Annotated in this window: 12 protein-coding genes; 3 read left to right on the plus strand and 9 right to left on the minus strand. The window is 54.2% G+C overall.

Annotated features, from left to right (window positions below):
• Window positions 1-309: 309 nt before the first annotated feature.
• Together clpS and clpA are read left to right on the plus strand one after the other, a co-directional pair.
• Window positions 310-630, plus strand: coding sequence for an ATP-dependent Clp protease adapter ClpS (gene clpS / locus SK35_RS08740; RefSeq protein WP_003036810.1), 321 nt, complete (start codon window positions 310-312; stop codon window positions 628-630).
• A gap of 30 nt (window positions 631-660) precedes the next feature.
• Window positions 661-2,937: an ATP-dependent Clp protease ATP-binding subunit ClpA gene (gene clpA / locus SK35_RS08745; protein WP_003036804.1), complete on the plus strand. Its 2,277-nt coding sequence runs from the start codon at window positions 661-663 to the stop codon at window positions 2,935-2,937.
• Between the two features lie 269 nt (window positions 2,938-3,206).
• Here the strand turns inward: clpA and trhP are convergent, their stop codons facing one another.
• The 8 genes from trhP to SK35_RS08785 all read right to left on the minus strand — a co-directional run bounded on the left by trhP (window position 3,207) and on the right by SK35_RS08785 (window position 16,177).
• Window positions 3,207-4,568 (minus strand): prephenate-dependent tRNA uridine(34) hydroxylase TrhP, encoded by a 1,362-nt coding sequence (trhP, locus tag SK35_RS08750; RefSeq protein WP_043016896.1) that lies wholly within the window; start codon window positions 4,566-4,568, stop codon window positions 3,207-3,209.
• A gap of 159 nt (window positions 4,569-4,727) precedes the next feature.
• Window positions 4,728-5,060, minus strand: coding sequence for a YegP family protein (locus SK35_RS08755; RefSeq protein WP_048215947.1), 333 nt, complete (start codon window positions 5,058-5,060; stop codon window positions 4,728-4,730).
• A gap of 135 nt (window positions 5,061-5,195) precedes the next feature.
• Window positions 5,196-5,918, minus strand: coding sequence for a two-component system response regulator BaeR (gene baeR, locus SK35_RS08760; RefSeq protein ID WP_048215948.1), 723 nt, complete (start codon window positions 5,916-5,918; stop codon window positions 5,196-5,198).
• Window positions 5,915-7,318: a two-component system sensor histidine kinase BaeS gene (gene baeS, locus SK35_RS08765; RefSeq protein ID WP_003834277.1), complete on the minus strand. Its 1,404-nt coding sequence runs from the start codon at window positions 7,316-7,318 to the stop codon at window positions 5,915-5,917. The genes baeR and baeS overlap by 4 nt, the downstream gene beginning before the upstream one ends.
• Window positions 7,318-8,730, minus strand: a complete 1,413-nt coding sequence (locus SK35_RS08770; protein WP_048215949.1) for an MFS transporter — start codon at window positions 8,728-8,730, stop codon at window positions 7,318-7,320. The genes baeS and SK35_RS08770 overlap by 1 nt, the downstream gene beginning before the upstream one ends.
• On the minus strand, window positions 8,727-11,807 hold the full coding sequence (gene mdtC / locus SK35_RS08775) for a multidrug efflux RND transporter permease subunit MdtC (RefSeq protein WP_048215950.1): 3,081 nt from the start codon (window positions 11,805-11,807) through the stop codon (window positions 8,727-8,729). Before mdtC ends, SK35_RS08770 begins: the two co-directional genes overlap by 4 nt.
• A complete protein-coding gene (locus SK35_RS08780; RefSeq protein WP_048215951.1) occupies window positions 11,808-14,930 on the minus strand; it encodes an MdtB/MuxB family multidrug efflux RND transporter permease subunit in 3,123 nt (1,040 codons plus the stop codon).
• Window positions 14,930-16,177 carry an MdtA/MuxA family multidrug efflux RND transporter periplasmic adaptor subunit gene (locus SK35_RS08785; RefSeq protein ID WP_048215952.1) on the minus strand — a complete coding sequence of 416 codons (1,248 nt, stop codon included), beginning with the start codon at window positions 16,175-16,177 and terminating at the stop codon, window positions 14,930-14,932. Before SK35_RS08785 ends, SK35_RS08780 begins: the two co-directional genes overlap by 1 nt.
• A 279-nt stretch (window positions 16,178-16,456) precedes the next feature.
• On the opposite strand from SK35_RS08785, the gene SK35_RS08790 reads away from it, so the two are divergent.
• A complete protein-coding gene (locus SK35_RS08790; RefSeq protein ID WP_100280300.1) occupies window positions 16,457-16,516 on the plus strand; it encodes a type I toxin-antitoxin system Ibs family toxin in 60 nt (19 codons plus the stop codon).
• Window positions 16,517-16,615: 99 nt separating this feature from the next.
• Here the strand turns inward: SK35_RS08790 and yegD are convergent, their stop codons facing one another.
• Window positions 16,616-17,968: a molecular chaperone gene (gene yegD / locus SK35_RS08795; protein WP_032943940.1), complete on the minus strand. Its 1,353-nt coding sequence runs from the start codon at window positions 17,966-17,968 to the stop codon at window positions 16,616-16,618.
• Between the last annotated feature and the right edge of the window lie 57 nt (window positions 17,969-18,025).

Here is an 18,025-nt window from a genome sequence, read left to right on the forward strand (position 1 = left end):
CGTAAATCTTATATAAGTAAGATGGAATGAACCGGTGGCGGAGTGGGGGCTGTTCAAAACCTCGCCAACTCTCGAGACTACAATTTAGAGAAATCAGGCGGGGCGTCAAGCGCCATGCAGACGGAATAGGGTAAAAATGCATCAAAATTTGAAGCAGTTAACGCTATTGTCGGTTATGTGACAGATGTCGCGGATGGCACTAATAGATGATAGTTATCTAATACTTGAGGTAGATTGATTGTGCGCATAGGCTGCTTGTCAGCGGCAAGATTTTCTGCCGGAAACCGTAACTGAAGATGACGACTGACAATGGGTAAGACGAACGACTGGCTGGATTTCGATCTGCTGGCGGAAGACAAATTGCGCGACGCGCTAAAACCGCCATCTATGTATAAAGTGATATTAGTCAATGATGATTACACTCCGATGGAGTTTGTTATTGACGTGTTACAAAAATTCTTTTCTTATGATGTAGAACGTGCAACGCAACTGATGCTTGCAGTTCACTATCAAGGCAAAGCTATCTGCGGCGTGTTTACTGCCGAAGTGGCTGAAACCAAAGTAGCGATGGTGAACAAATATGCGAGGGAGAACGAGCATCCGTTGCTGTGTACGCTGGAAAAAGCCTGAATGCAGGCATAAACATTGGGGGAGGTGCCTATGCTCAATCAAGAACTGGAACTCAGTTTAAACATGGCTTTCGCCAGAGCGCGCGAGCACCGACATGAGTTTATGACCGTCGAGCACTTGTTACTGGCGTTGCTCAGTAACCCATCGGCCCGCGAAGCGCTGGAAGCGTGTTCTGTGGATCTGGTGGCGCTCCGTCAGGAACTCGAAGCCTTCATTGAACAGACCACACCTGTATTGCCTGCCAGTGAGGAAGAACGCGACACGCAGCCAACGTTGAGTTTTCAGCGTGTACTGCAACGCGCGGTCTTTCATGTTCAGTCCTCCGGGCGCAATGAAGTTACCGGCGCAAATGTGCTGGTCGCTATCTTCAGCGAGCAGGAATCTCAGGCGGCTTATCTGCTGCGTAAGCATGAAGTAAGTCGTCTTGATGTGGTGAATTTTATTTCTCATGGCACGCGCAAAGACGAACCCAGTCAGTCTTCTGACTCTGGGAATCAGCCAAATAACGAAGAGCAAGCTGGCGGGGAGGACCGTATGGAGAACTTCACGACTAACCTTAACCAGCTTGCCCGAGTGGGCGGAATTGATCCGCTCATTGGCCGGGACAAAGAGCTGGAGCGCGCCATTCAGGTACTGTGCCGTCGCAGAAAAAACAACCCGCTGCTGGTGGGAGAGTCTGGTGTCGGTAAAACCGCCATTGCTGAAGGGCTCGCCTGGCGTATCGTCCAGGGGGATGTGCCTGAAATCATGGCTGATTGCACCCTTTACTCCCTGGATATCGGCTCGCTGTTGGCTGGCACCAAATATCGCGGTGATTTTGAGAAACGCTTTAAGGCGCTGCTGAAACAGCTGGAACAGGATACTAACAGCATTCTGTTTATCGATGAGATCCACACCATTATCGGTGCGGGTGCGGCATCGGGCGGCCAGGTGGATGCGGCTAACCTGATCAAGCCACTGCTCTCCAGCGGTAAGATCCGTGTGATAGGGTCCACAACCTATCAGGAATTCAGCAATATCTTTGAAAAGGACCGTGCGTTAGCGCGCCGTTTCCAGAAAATTGATGTCACTGAGCCATCGGTAGAAGAGACCGTGCAGATAATCAACGGTCTGAAGCCAAAATACGAAGCGCACCATGATGTCCGCTATACCGCCAAAGCGGTGCGTGCAGCGGTCGAACTGGCGGTGAAATACATTAACGATCGTCATCTGCCGGATAAAGCGATCGACGTGATCGATGAGGCGGGCGCGCGTGCGCGTCTGATGCCGGTCAGCAAGCGCAAGAAAACCGTCAACGTGGCGGATATCGAGTCCGTTGTGGCCCGCATTGCGCGGATCCCGGAGAAGAGCGTTTCGCAGAGCGATCGCGACACGCTGAAAAACCTGGGCAACCGTCTGAAAATGCTGGTATTCGGACAGGATAAAGCCATTGAGGCGCTGACTGAAGCGATCAAAATGAGCCGTGCCGGTCTGGGACACGAGCATAAACCGGTTGGTTCGTTCTTGTTTGCCGGACCAACTGGCGTCGGTAAGACCGAAGTCACGGTGCAGTTGTCCAAAGCGCTGGGTATTGAACTGCTGCGTTTTGATATGTCCGAATATATGGAACGCCACACCGTCAGCCGCCTGATTGGTGCGCCTCCGGGGTATGTTGGTTTCGACCAGGGCGGTTTGCTGACCGATGCTGTTATTAAGCATCCGCATGCCGTACTGCTGCTGGATGAAATCGAAAAAGCGCACCCGGATGTCTTTAACCTGCTGCTGCAAGTGATGGATAACGGCACGCTGACCGACAATAACGGGCGTAAAGCGGATTTCCGCAACGTGGTGCTGGTCATGACCACCAACGCCGGTGTGCGTGAAACTGAGCGTAAATCGATTGGGTTGATTCATCAGGACAACAGTACTGATGCAATGGGCGAAATCAAAAAAGTGTTTACGCCGGAATTCCGTAACCGCCTCGACAACATTATCTGGTTCGATCATCTCTCTACCGAGGTGATTCATCAGGTTGTTGATAAGTTTATCGTCGAGCTTCAGGTTCAGCTGGATCAGAAAGGTGTCTCTCTGGAAGTGAGCCAGGAAGCACGTGACTGGCTGGCAGAGAAAGGCTACGACCGCGCAATGGGCGCACGTCCAATGACGCGTGTGGTCCAGGATAATCTGAAAAAACCATTGGCTAACGAACTGTTGTTTGGTTCGCTGGTGGATGGTGGCCAGGTGACCGTTGCGCTGGATAAAGAGAAAAATGAGCTGACCTATGGCTTCCAGAGTGCGCAAAAGCACAAGCCAGAAGCCGCACATTAATCTTTAATCACCTAATCAGCCGGGCGTAATGCCCGGTTTTTTTTCGCCTGATAATCGTGATTTGAAATGCGATATTCGGGGGAGTTTAAACGGCAGGCAAAAAATAAGCCTGCGTAAGGGAGATTACGCAGGCTAAGGAGGTGGTTCCTGGTACAGCTAGCATTTATGGGTTATGTTTTTCAGCGGAGGGGATAATACCCTTAATGAACGAAACGGTATGTGATCGATTTCTAAGAATCTTCCGAACGCTGAAAAATAACCGTAATTAACTACTTAGCATGCGGGTTGCGCGTGGACTCACCGGTAAAATTACGCATCAACAATGCATAATTCAGATCGATATCCTCTGGTACTGGCATCCACACGGTGTAACCATCGCCCGGCGCAACCGGCATGGCTTCGCCTTTCGCGTTTTCCATCTGCTCGAGGGTAAAGTTGATGTTGCCTTGTGGGGTCATCAGCTCCAGGCTGTCGCCGACGGTGAATTTGTTTTTCACCAGTACGGCTGCCAGTTCACCTTTACGTTCGCCGGTAAACTCGCCCACAAACTGCTGACGCTCGGAAACAGAGAAGCCGTATTCGTAGTTCTGATAGTCGTCATGCGTATGGCGGCGCAGGAACCCTTCGGTGTAACCACGATGCGCCAGACCTTCCAGCGTTTCGAGCAGTTGCGGGTCGAACGGTTTACCGGCTGCGGCATCATCAATGGCTTTACGATAGACCTGCGCGGTACGTGCACAGTAATAGTATGACTTGGTGCGGCCTTCGATCTTCAGGGAATGCACGCCCATCTGCGTCAGGCGTTCAACGTGGGCAATGGCACGCAAATCCTTTGAGTTCATGATGTAAGTGCCATGTTCGTCTTCGAACGCGGTCATATACTCACCCGGACGCTGGGCTTCTTCAATCATAAAGACTTTGTCTGTCGGTGCGCCAATACCCAGCGTAGGCTCAACGTTTTGTACCGGGATAGGCTCGTACTTATGCACGATATTGCCCACCACGTCTTCTTTGCCTTCCTGCACGTTGTATTCCCAGCGGCAGGCATTGGTGCAGGTACCCTGGTTAGGGTCACGCTTGTTGATATAGCCAGAAAGCAGGCAACGGCCGGAGTAGGCCATACACAGCGCGCCGTGAACGAAGATCTCAAGCTCCATATCCGGCACCTGGGTGCGGATCTCTTCGATTTCTTCCAGCGACAGCTCGCGGGAGAGGATCACGCGGGTCAGCCCCATCTGCTTCCAGAATTTCACCGTCGCCCAGTTTACGGCGTTAGCCTGTACTGAAAGGTGAATGTCCATGTCAGGGAAGTTTTCGCGCACCAGCATAATCAGACCAGGGTCTGACATGATCAGTGCATCCGGTCCCATTTCCACCACCGGTTTCAGATCACGAATGAAGGTCTTCAGCTTGGCATTGTGTGGGGCAATGTTAACCACCACATAGAATTTTTTACCCAGTTCATGGGCTTCATTGATGCCGAGCTGCAGGTTTTCGTGGTTGAATTCGTTGTTGCGTACGCGCAGTGAGTAACGCGGTTGGCCCGCATATACTGCGTCTGCGCCATAGGCGAAAGCGTAACGCATATTTTTCAGCGTTCCCGCCGGGGAAAGGAGTTCCGGTTTAAACATAATTATCTCGTTCTGATGACAGGTCAGACTCGCCTCACTCAATGAGGCGGTTAGGGGAGTGCCCCCATATTAAGGGCGGGCATTGTAGCGCTGCGAGGAAGTCAGGTAAAGAAAAACGCCGGGCGACAGCGTTGTGTTACCCGGCTGGGCGAGTAATTATCAGGTCTTATCTTTTATCGTCTGACTGACACCATTGGTCTTAACTGAAGCAATACCGGTCTCGCGTGACTGTTCATTCGCATACAGTTGACTGCTACCAATAATCTGGTGGTTTGCAGCTTTCAGGTTGAAATGTAATTTGCCATTAGACGCTGTTTTTTTCTCATAACGCTCATCCAGAGGGCTGTTAGCCTGGATAGATGCGATCCCTTTTTCTGCAGCACCTTTTGTAGTGTAAAGCTCACTGGTAAGGATTATTTCCCCGTTCCCAGCTTTAAGAACAAAGCGGTATTGATCATCGCTACTCTTACTTAATTCAAACCAACCAGCCATATGAACTCCTTGATTAAAAGTTTTATATCAAACAGTTATTGACGACAGTATTGTCAGAAAGAGTATGAGCGATATTTGGAGAGTTGCTAGTTACCAGGGCCCACGGAGCAGCGGAGCCCTGAAGGGCAGGAGAGTTTAAGCAATTCGGCAGGCGTCGGCTTCCCAGCGATACCCCACGCCATAGACCGCGCGGATAAACGACTGCTCGGCATCCAGCGACTCCAGCTTGCGTCGCAGGTTCTTAATATGGCTGTCGATGGTGCGGTCGGTAACGACGCGGTAATCGTCATAGAGATGATTGAGCAACTGTTCACGGGAGAACACTTTTCCCGGCTCATGTGACAACGTTTTAAGTAAGCGGAATTCGGCGGGCGTTAAATCGAGCAACTTCCCACGCCAGGAAGCCTGAAAACGGCCTTCATCGACGATAAGCGGGCTGTCTGCATCCATTTGTTGCAGTTCGCGCTGCGGTTTGCAGCGGCGTAGAATTGTTTTCACGCGAGCAACGACTTCGCGCGGGCTGTAAGGTTTACAAATATAATCATCAGCACCGATCTCCAACCCCAGCAGGCGATCAATCTCTTCGATTTTAGCGGTTACCATCATGATGGGGACTTCTGAGAAGCGGCGGATTTCCCGACACAGAGTCAGACCGTCGGTACCGGGCAGCATCAGATCCAACAAGATCAGATCGGGCGGCGTTTGGCGCACGTAAGGCAGAACCAGGTCGCCGTGGTTGAGCAGCGTAGGGGCATAGCTCGCTGCCCGCAGGTAGTCGATCAGCAGTTGCCCCAGCTTAGGCTCATCTTCCACGATCAGAATACGCGGTGTGTTTTCATCAATGGGTAACTCAGTCATACATCTCTCTGTAAATCGCGTTCCAGCGGTAACTCTACTGTAATGCTAACCCCACCAAAAGGCGAATGGGCGGCACGAATCAGACCATTATGCGCTTGTACTATATTGACGCAAATCGCCAGCCCCAACCCGGAACCTCCGCTGGCGCGGTTGCGCGAGCCTTCGGTGCGATAAAATCGTTCAAACAGCTTCTGTAACTGCTCGTCACTTACGCCGGGAGCGGAATCTGCGAAGGTTAATAACACCATGCGTTCGCGTTGTTCGGCGCTGATATGCAACCCGCCACCGCTGTCGGTGTAGCGCAGACTGTTTTCCAGCAGATTGTTGAACAGCTGCATCAGACGATCCCTGTCACCAAATACCGTCATGCTGTCGGGGAGCGAAAGCTGTATGGTCAATCCACGGCTGGCGAAGCGTTCACGAAATGCGCCGCTTGCCACTTCCAATAGGGGGATGAGGTCCAGCGATGTTTTCTGGTAGGCTAGCGCGCCTTCATCTGACATGGAGAGCTGATGAAGGTCGTCAACCAGTTTGGTGAGCGTACCGACTTCAGCCTGCAACGAGGCAACGGAGTCAGGGGTAAACTGGCGTACGCCATCCTGAATGGCCTCCAGTTCACCGCGCAACACCGCCAACGGCGTACGCAATTCGTGAGAAATATCGGCCATAAAGTCACGACGCATTTGCTGATTTTTTTCTAACGTACTGGCGAGCTGGTTGAAGTCCTGCGCCAGCTTGCCCAGCTCATCCGTACTGGTTGGCGTAACGCGAGTGGTGAAATCGCCCGCTGCCAGTTTGTGGGTGCCTTCCACCAACCGCTTAACCGGGGCCAGCAGGCTGCGCGCCAGCGTAAACGTCGCCAGCGCGGCCAGGATCGTGGAGAGCGCAACGATAAGCCAACTGGATCGTCTTTGCTGCATGTCGAAATTGATATCCGTATTCCGCGTTAAACGCTCTACAGGAGAGGCGATCACGGCGCCCACTTCGCTACCGTTAACGCGTATGGGATGGCGCATGCCGTCGCGAGGAACTGGGCCGCGCGGGCCGACAAGCACACGGGCATTTTGGTCGACAACCCAAAACTGTGTTCGCCAGCCGTGCGGCGGCATGCCTGGTCCCGGTTTATCATCGTCGTTGTCGTGTTCAAAAGAGCGCAGGATCTGGAAAACAAAACGATCGTTATTGCGTAAGAATCGCCAGTTGCCGTGCTGCTCGTACTGCTCGCTTAATGCGTCGCTGAGCATTTGCAGCCGCTGCTCGTTGCCGTGCTTGATATAGTCAATAAAACCACGTTCGAAGCTAATGCGTACGGCCCAGTGCATGCTGATCAGCAACACAATGCAGGTGGCGAAAATCGCCAGAAACAGTTTGCCGGTGATACCGGGCCGCCAGAACTTCATCAGGTGCTCCTTTTGCGCCGTGAAATCACCGCGTTGGTTTGCGTGTCGTTCGGCACGCGGGCAAAAATAATGGCGGGCAGCGCAATGATGAATGCGATGCACAGCCAGGTATACATAAAGACGGTATGCGTACTACCGCTGTCGATGGCGATATGCTGTTGGCCGAACATGCCCAGCAGCAGGCCAGCGATGGTCACACCAATACTCATCGATAGCTGCATGATCATCGACAGCAGGCTGTTACCGCTGCTGGCCAGATCGTCAGGTAAATCTTTTAACGTAAGTGTGTTCATGGATGAAAAACGCGTTGAGTTGACCATTCCCTGTAAAAACAGCACGAAGGGCAGGGCGTAATACCAGCCCAGCAGTGCCGTGGTCATTAGCAACAGACTGACCAGCGACAGGCCAAGCGTAGTGGTAATCAGCACACGACGGTAACCAAAGCGGTTAACGACCTGCACCACAATGCGCTTCATGCCCATACTGCCCAGCACCATCGGGATCATCATCAGCCCGGCATGAAAAGGTGAAAAACCGAGGCCAATCTGTAAAAACACTGGTGTCATAAACGGCAACATGCCGCTGCCGATGCGTCCGGCAAAACTGCCGAACAGACCTAGCGAGAAGGTTGGTGTGCGAAACAGATTCAGGCTAAATAGCGCACGCGGATTACGATGGGCGTGTTTCAGATACAGCGCAATAGCCAGCACCCCGCAGATAACCAACGCCGCCAGCGTGATACTGGAGAGGCCGGTTCCTTTGCTGCCATCGAGCGCCAGCGTCAGTACCGCCATGCCGACCGCCAGCATCGCGAACCCTGAGAGGTCGAAACGTCGGGTTTGCATGGTGTAGTTGGGCATCAGCATTAACGTCGCTATCGCGCCGACAATGCCTACCGGAATGTTAATCAAAAATATCCAGTGCCAGGAGACGTATTCAACCAGAATTCCGCCTAACGCCGGGCCCAGAAGCGGGCCGATTTGACCGGGTAAAGTGACAAACGTCATCGCCGCCATATATTGCTCACGCGGGACGATTTTCATCACCGTTAGCCTGCCGACCGGCACCATCATCGCACCGCCAACGCCTTGTAAGACGCGCGCCATCACCAGCTCGTTGAGGGTGCTCGACCCGGCACAAAACAGCGAGCCTAGCGTAAACAGGATGATGGCGGTGAAGAAGATATTACGCACGCCAACTTTGTCCGCCAGCCATCCGCTGGCGGGCAGCATCACGGCAACAGTTAAAACATATGACACAATGACCATATGCATGTGTAACGGGCTTTCCCCGAGGCTTGCCGCCATCGAGGGAAGCGCGGTGTTAACGATGGTGGTATCCAGCGACTGCATAAAAAAGCCAAATGCCACAATCCAAAGTTGCCAGCGGGTGCTGTCGGGAAGTTCTGTCATAACTCTGCTACCGGTTTGCTGTTTTTACGCGAAAAACGCAGACGCAGACGGTCGAAAAAGAGATAGACCACGGGCGTGGTGTACAGCGTCAGGAGCTGGCTCACGACCAGCCCACCGACAATGGTTATCCCCAAAGGCTGACGCAGTTCAGAGCCATCCCCTGCGGATAACACCAACGGCAACGCGCCAAACAACGCCGCCAGCGTGGTCATCATTATTGGGCGAAAGCGCAACAGGCAGGCCTGAAAAATAGCTTCTTCCGGCTGTAGCTTGCCGTTTCTCTGCGCTTCCAGCGCAAAATCGACCATCATGATGGCGTTTTTCTTCACAATGCCAATTAATAGCATGATCCCTATCAGGGCGATTAGGCTGAATGGGGCATTGAACAGCTCCAGCGCCAGCAACGCCCCGACGCCAGCCGAAGGTAGCGTGGAGAGAATAGTCAGCGGATGGACATAGCTTTCATACAGCATACCCAGCACGATATAGACCGTGGCGATGGCGGCGATAATCAGGATCACCTGCGAATTCATGGTGTCCTGAAATACCTGCGCGGTACCGGCAAAGCTGCCGCGAACCGTGGAGGGGACACCGAGCTGGGTCATGGTTCTGTTGATGGCCTCTGTCGCTTCTGACAGTGAAGAACCTGTCGGCAGGTTAAACGACACGGTTGAGGCGGCAGACAAGCCCTGATGGTTCACAGATAGAGGCGCATTCGCCGGCTGCCATTTAGCAAAGTACGATAACGGGATCGCTTTACCGTCATTGTTGATGACGAACATTTTGTCCAGTGCGCTGATGTCCTGGGTGTAACGTCGATCGACCTCCATCACCACTTTGTACTGGTTCATCGGTTGATAGATGGTAGAGATCTGTCGTTGTCCGAAAGCATTATTCAACAGGCTGTTGGCGGCTGCCACGTCGATCCCCAGACGCGACATGGTGTCGCGATCGTAAATCAGATTCATCTCCGCGCCATTGTCCTGCTGATCGGAGTTGACGTCTGCCAGTTGGGGCAGGGCGGCAAGCGCCTTACGGATCTTCGGTTCCCACTCACGCAGCGCCGCGAGATCGTCGGACAGCAATGTGTATTGATAGCTGGCGTTGGCCTGGCGTCCACCAACGCGAATATCTTGCACCGCCATTAAAAACAGATTCGCACCTGGCTCTTTTGAAAGCGCGACGCGCAGGCGGTCGATCACCTGCTGAGCCGTTTCATGGCGCTCATCACGTGGCTTGAGGGTAATAAACATCATCCCGCTGTTGACCCGCGAACCACCGGTAAAACCGGTGACGTTATTCACCGCCGGGTCGTCGCGGATGATCTTCATAAAGTCCTGCAGTTTGCCGCGCATCGCCTGAAATGAGATGCTCTGGTCGGCCTGGATCCCACCCATCAATACGCCGGTATCCTGCTCCGGGAAGAAGGTTTTGGGGATGGAAATATAAAGCCAGATATTCAGCGCGATGGTGCCAAGTAACACCACGCCTACCAGCCGCGTATGGCGTAGCACCCATTTAAGCGAGGTGCCGTAACTCTGTTGCAGCGCCACTAGCACACGACCAAAACCCCGCTTGCGAGACTGTTCGCGCGGGGTGCTGGATTTGAGCATCCAGCCGCACATCATTGGCGTTAATGTCAGCGACACCAGCAGCGAGATACCGATAGCAACCGACAGCGTGACAGCAAATTCACGCAGCAAGCGCCCAGGCAATCCGCCCATTAACAGCAGTGGCAGGAACACCGCCACCAGCGACAGACTCATGGAGAGCACGGTGAATCCCACTTCGCGCGTACCCTGTAACGCCGCCTGGAGCGGCTTCATTCCTGCTTCCAGGTGGCGGGCAATATTTTCCAGCACCACGATGGCGTCATCGACGACAAATCCCGTAGCAATGGTGAGCGCCATCAACGACAGGTTGTTCAGGCTGAATCCGCACAGATACATGGCGGCAAAGGTACCGATCAGCGAGACCGGAACCGCTACCGCGGGGATCAGCGTCGCGCGCCCGGAGCGCAGGAAAACAAAGACCACCAGGATAACCAGCGCCACGGAGATAATCAGCGTCTGTTCGACTTCTTCCAGCGAGGCGCGAATAGTCGGCGAGCGGTCCTGGGCGATTTGCAGATCGATAGCGGCCGGGACCAGCGTTTGTAGCTCCGGCAATTTGGCGCGAATGCTGTCTACCGTCTGAATAATATTGGCTTCAGGTAGCTTGCGGATCATCAGCAGAATGGCCGGTTTGGCATTGGTCATCCCCGCGTTGCGTACGTCCTGCACCGAGTCGGTTACAGACGCAACGTCGCCCAGTCGTACCGCCGCGCCGTTATTGTAGTGGATGATAATCGGCTGGTATTCGGCGGCGGTTTTCAGCTCATCGTTGGTTTGAACCAGCCAGCGCTGAGTATCATTCTCGATAGCACCCTGCGGCTTACGCACGTTGGCGTTGTCAATTGCGCTACGCACGTCATCCAGCGACACACCCTGGTTAAACAGCGCCTGCGGATTAAGCCCTACACGCACCGCAGGCAGAGAGCTGCCTCCAACGTCCACGTCGCCTACGCCGTCGATTTGTGCGATGGTCTGCGCCAGTTGTGTTGATGCGAAATCGTACAATTCACCTTGCGAGTACGTGTCCGACGTTAGCGTCAGGATCATGATTGGCGCATCGGAAGGGTTGGCTTTGCGATACGTTGGTCGGCTCGGCATCCCGCTGGGTAGCAGACTTTGCGCGGCGTTAATTGCGGCCTGAACGTCCCGCGCCGCGCCATTGATGTCACGGTCGAATTTGAATTCGAGAATAATACGCGTACTGCCAAGTGAACTGCTCGAAGTCATTTCGTTCACGCCCGCAATGCGCCCCAGCGAGCGCTCCAGCGGAGTTGCGACCGAGGACGCCATCGTTTCGGGTGAGGCACCCGGTAACGATGCGCTGACCATGATCACCGGAAAATCCACCTGCGGTAGCGGAGCGACCGGCAGCAGACGAAATCCGAGTATGCCGCACAGGGTGATGGCCACCGAAATAAGAATGGTCGCCACCGGACGATGAATGAAAAGCGCGAAAAATTTCATTTACGCTTCCTCTTCCTGACGCGGGAAGCGGCTTTTCACGTACAACGACAGACGGTCAAACAGCAGATAAATTACCGGGGTGGTAAACAGGGTTAATACCTGACTCACCAGCAGCCCACCGACCATGCCAATACCTAATGGACGACGTAACTCTGCGCCCACGCCGGTACTTAACATCAGTGGCAACGCGCCGAGCAGTGCCGCCAGCGTAGTCATCAGGATCGGGCGAAAACGCAGCAGACAGGCCTGGAAAATGGCATCGCGTGGTGACATTCCCTGTTCACGCTCCGCGGCAAGGGCAAAGTCGATCATCATGATGGCGTTTTTCTTGACGATACCGATGAGCAAAATAATGCCGATAATCGCGATGACGTCCAGTTCGCTCCCGGCAATCATTAACGCCAGGAGCGCCCCGACGCCCGCCGTCGGCAGCGTGGAGAGAATAGTAATTGGGTGAATAAAGCTCTCATACAGCACGCCGAGGACGATATACATCGCGACAACCGCAGCCACAATCAGCCAGATGGTATTTCCCAGCGCGGCCTGGAAGGCGAGCGTGCTGCCCTGGAACTGGGTGGTAATATTTGCGGGCAGGTTAAGCGTTTTTTCGGCATCCAGAATGGCCTGTACCGCATCACCCAGCGACCACTCGTCTGGCACGTTGAACGAGATGGTGGTGACCGGGAACTGATCGAGGTGGTTAATCGACAGCGGGGCAAAACGCTGTTCAACACTGGCGATCGCGCTGAGCGGTACTATGCCACCGTCGCTACTGGTCAGACGAATTGTATCCAGTGCCGCAAGCCCCGGCGTATTGTTGGTGTCATGTTCTAACACCACGCGATACTGATTGGCCTGGGTGTAGATGGTTGAAATCAGTCGCTGGCCGAAGGCGTTGTACAGAGCGTTATCGACATCTGACATGCTGATGCCCAAACGGCTGGCGCTGTCGCGATTGACGTTCACATATGCTACCAGCCCTTTGTCCTGCCAGTCGCTACTGACATCGGACAGTTGCGGTAGCTGATTTAGTTTTGCTATCAGCTGTGGAACCCAGGTGCTGAGGGCATCAAGGGATGTCGCTTGCAGCGTGAACTGATATTGCGTCCGGCTGACCTGAGTATCAATCGTCAGGTCCTGAGTGGGCTGAAGATAAAGGTCAACGCCGGGAACTCTGTCAACCGCGTCCTGTAGGCGCGCAATCACTTTCTGCACCCGATCGTCACGTTCATCCAGCGGCTTAAGGTTGATTTGTAAGCGCGCGCTGTTCAATGCCGTATTAGTGCCGTCCACACCGACAAAAGCGGTCAGGCTTTCTACCGCCGGATCTTTCAGGATGACATCTGAAACCTGACGCTGGCGCTGGGCCATGCTGGCAAATGAGCTGGACTGCGGCGCCTGCAGCGTGCCCTGGATGATGCCGTTATCCTGGATCGGAAAGAAGCCTTTGGGGATAAAGACCCATAGCATAACGCTCAGCACCAGCGTGCCGAGTGCAACGCCCAGCGTGAGCCACGGATGGTTGAGCACTTTCGCCAGCCAGTGGCCGTACCCGGCAATGACGCGATCAAACATTCGCTCTGAGGCACGGGAGAAGCGGTTTTGCTTACGCAATGAGGCCTGATTCAGCATACGCGCGCACATCATCGGCGTGAGGGTGAGCGAGACAACAGCGGAAATCAGAATCGCCACGGCCAGCGTCACAGCGAACTCCCGGAACAATCGGCCTACGATATCACCCATAAACAGCAGTGGGATCAGCACGGCGATCAGCGAAAAAGTCAGAGAGATGATGGTAAAACCAATCTCGCCCGCACCTTTCAGGGCGGCGGTCAGCGGTTTTTCGCCTTTTTCGATATAACGTGAAATGTTCTCAATCACCACGATAGCGTCATCCACCACAAAACCTGTTGCAATGGTTAACGCCATGAGGGTCAGGTTGTTGATGGAGAAATCGAGGAATACCATCACCGCGAAGGTGCCGATTAACGATAACGGTACGGCGACCGCAGGAATAATGGTTGCCGGAATATTGCGTAAAAACAGGTAGATAATCATGACTACCAGCGCAATCGCCAGCATCAATTCAAATTGGGTATCCGCTACGGACGCACGGATATTGGTCGTACGATCGGAAAGTACGCTGACCTTAACCGATTTAGGCAGGCTCTCGGTGAGCTGCGGCAGCATCTGGCGGATACTGTCTGCCGTGGAGATGATGTTCGCGCCAGGTTGGCGCTGAACATTCATCACTATAGCTTGTTGCTTATTGGCCCATGCGCCCAGCCAGCTGTTTTCGGCCCCTTGTTCTACTGTGGCGACATCGCCCAGACGAACCGGCGCCCCGTTTTTATAGGCAACAATGAGCTGACGATATTCATCCGCGGACTGCATCTGGTCGTTGGCTGAAAGGGTAACGGCACGCGTTGGGCCATCAAGACTCCCTTTTGCCGAATTGACGTTTGCACCGGTAATGGCCGTACGGATGGTTTCGCTGGTCAGACCGAGTGCGGCAATGGCCTGAGCGTTAAGTTTCACGCGGACCGCCGGACGTTGCCCACCAGAAAGTGTTACCAGACCCACGCCGGAAACCTGAGAGATTTTCTGCGCGACGCGGGTTTCGACCATATCTTCCACCTGCGTCATCGGCATGGCGCTGGATGTGACCGCCAGCGTCATGATCGGCGGATCTGCCGGGTTTACCTTGCTGTATACCGGAGGGTTAGGGAGATCGCTGGGTAATAAATTGGTGGCGGCGTTAATCGCGGCCTGAACTTCCTGCTCGGCAACATCCAACGGGAGCGTCAGTTGAAACTGTAACGTAACGACCGATGCGCCACCGGAGCTTTGTGATGACATCTGTTTTAAGCCAGACATCTGTCCAAACTGACGTTCAAGCGGTGCGGTGACCGCCGAGGTCATGACGTCCGGGCTGGCGCCTGGGTAGAGCGTAACGACCTGAATCGTGGGGTAATCCACTTCAGGTAAGGCGGCGATTGGCAGGAAGCGATAACCGATAATTCCGGCAAGCAAAATCGCGACCATCAGCAGCGTGGTGGCGACGGGGCGCAGAATAAACAGGCGCGATGGTCCGCCTGTGTTGTCCGGAGGTAACACCTGCATCAGGAGTTGGCTCCTTTTTTGCCGTATCCGCGTGGAGCAGTTTTCTCGTCCTGAACAGAGGCGTCGTGCGCCTCAACGACTTCGACTTTTGCGCCTTCCGTCAGACGGTCAATCCCGTCGGTTACGACCCGATCGCCCGCAGAAAGTCCGGCGGCAATCACCACTTTTTGGCTATCCTGAATTCCCGGTTTAACTAGGTGTTTGCTCACTTTGTTATCGCTGTTCAGTACCCAGACAAAATGGCCTTCGTTACCCATTTGCAGGGCGGCAGTTGGGATCACAACAGCATTTTGTTGTGTGTCGACCAGCATGCGGGCGTTAACGAACTGGTTAGGGAATAAAGCATCATCCTGATTGTTAAAACGAGCCTTCACTTTGATTGTTCCGGTGGTGGCATCAATTTGATTGTCGAGACTGAGCAGGACGCCTTCGCTCAGCTTTTGCGAATTGGTTCGGTCCCAGGCTTCGACCTTCAGCGGGCTCCCCGATTTTTGCGCCTGCAACACGGTAGCAATGTCGTTTTCAGGCAACGTAAATATCAGGTCGATGGGATGCGTTTGCGTAATGACGACAATTCCGGTGGTATCACCGCTGGAAATTTGGTTACCGACATCGACCTGTTTCAGGCCGACACGACCATCGACAGGCGCGGTTATCCGGCTCCAGTCGAGCTGCAACTGAGCGCTGGCGACACTGGCTTCATCCGCTTTTATTGTGCCTAACGTCTCGTTGACCAGCGCCTGCTGGGCATCTAGCTCCTGGCGGGAGACCAGATTGGTTTTAACCAACTGTTGATAGCGGGCAAGATCGCGACGGGCATTCGCCAGCGTGGCTTTATCTTTTGCCAGTTGTCCCTGCGCCTGAGCCAGAGCAACTTTGAACTGGCTGGGATCTATCTCTGCCAGCAGGTCACCGGCTTTAACCTGTTGTCCTTCCTCAAAGTGTAAGGCGATGAGTTGACCATCCACCCGACTACGCACCGTGGCGGTATTTGCGGCAGTAACGGTCCCCAGCCCTGTCAGATAGCGTGGCACGGCTTCCTCGGTGGCGGTGGCAGCCTGCACGGGAGCCAACGGTCCGGAGCGCATTCCACGCCGTCCTGACCCCGCCGTGTGCTGCGCGGGTTTGGTCGCGCCCGGTGCGGTTCCCTGGGATGCGCTGCGGCTTTGCCAGAACCAGATGGCGGCGACGGCGGCCACGACGATCACGATTGCTATCACCCAGCGGGATTTATTACTGCCTTTCATTGTTATGAGTTTCTCATCCTGAAACGATTCGCGGAATGATACTAGTTTAGCCAGTGAACAAGGGAGAAAAATGGAGGAATTATGAAACACTGTCGGGATTCGTCTGAATGCTGACGCGGCTTTGCGAGGCGTTACGCAACAATCGGTGGTGAAGATAGCGAATACGCAATTGTGCGATAGAGTGCTGACAAGGCAAAAAGGAGGAAAGCCAGAGATTTCAGCAGGACGCTGGAACGGGAAAGCCCCTCCCGAGGAAGGGGCCAAAATAAGGAAAGGGTTATGATGAAGCAGGTCATCATACTGGTGATACTCTTAGTCATTAGCTTCGCGGCTTACTAAGACACCAGGGGGAGGGGAAACCCTCCCTAACCCTCACTCCTGAAAATAAGCCACAGCAAGGATGATGTCAATACGCACACTTTTCAGCATGCGAGCGGCTTAGCGGAAAACAACGTCAGCCCAGCGGGCCAGTCCGGCGGTGACAGAACCGAAGTCATCGCCACCCGCGATAGGGATCCCGGGAAGCTGCTGGGCGAGGGCTTTTTTAATCAGCGGCGAACGCGCGCTGCCGCCGGTCAGATAAATCACGTCCGGTTTTTCCTGTGCATTGTCCAGCGCCAGCTGGACCTGCTCCAGAATACGCGCCAGGGGCTGATTGAGCGCAGCTTCCAGTCCGTGTTGATTGATATCGGTTGCCAGCGTGTCGCTGATAAACGGTATCGCCGCCGTTACAATGGTCTGGTCGGAAAGTGCGATTTTGCTCTCTTCTGCACTGCGCACCAGGCGATAGCTCAGACGCTCGCGCCAGACTTTAAGCAGCAGAGCGACTTTATCGGCTTCTCTCGCGTCGCGGACAAGATCGTTGAGCAGTCGACCGTTGGCGCTGCTATAGAAATCACTTTGCGCGGGAACGTCGTTGATTGCGACCGCGTTCCACCAGGGGAGAATCGGTAAGGCGATACCTTTTTCAGTCTCACCGCCCATACCCAGCAGCGGCATCAGGTGTTTAAACGCCAGCGCGATATCCAGATCGTTCCCGCCTACGCGGCAGCCACTGTGTCCCAGCAGGCTGTTTTCGCGATCGGCGCGCTGATGCCATTGCGGCCCCATCAGCAGCAGTGAACAGTCAGTCGTACCCCCGCCGATATCCACCACCAACACGCGTTTTTCTTCCTGCAGCGTCGCTTCGTAATCCAGTCCCGCCGCTACCGGCTCGTACTGGAAGACGACATCCTGAAAACCGGCGCGTTTGGCCGCACGTTCAAGAATGCCCTGCGCCTGGGTGTTGGCGTCATCGCCACCTAATCCCTGGAAGTTGATGGGCCGACCAATCACGGCCTGAGTGATAGCTTCCGGCAGCTGGCTTTGCGCCTGGTTGCGAATGTGCAGCATCATTGCGCAGACCAGATCTTCAAAAAGCGCAACCTGCTGCGGCTTCAGACCGCTGGCACCCAAAAATGATTTTGGTGATTTAACGAAGTACACCTCTTCCGGGTCTTCAATATACTGACCCAGCGATGCCAGACCGAACTGCACGCTGTTGGCGTTAACGTCGATGTCTTCTTCGCGGTTGTAGCGCATCGCACGGCGAAGCAGCGCCTGCGTTTCATCGTCCGTAGTTGGGATGTCATGATGGCGATACAGCCACTCGCTAACCGCTTCGCGCGTTGGTGCGCACAGCATTGAGGGTAGCAGCGTGCTGTTATTTTCCATTTTGAGCAGGTGAGGCTGCCCATCACGCATAACGGCCACTGAACAGTTTGCCGTACCGTAGTCAAAACCAATAAACACCGTAAAAATCCCCATGCCAGTGAAGAAGGGGCGTGACTTTAACGAATAGTTGACGCC

Source organism: Citrobacter sp. MGH105, from assembly GCF_001037485.2.
Taxonomy (GTDB): domain Bacteria; phylum Pseudomonadota; class Gammaproteobacteria; order Enterobacterales; family Enterobacteriaceae; genus Citrobacter; species Citrobacter portucalensis.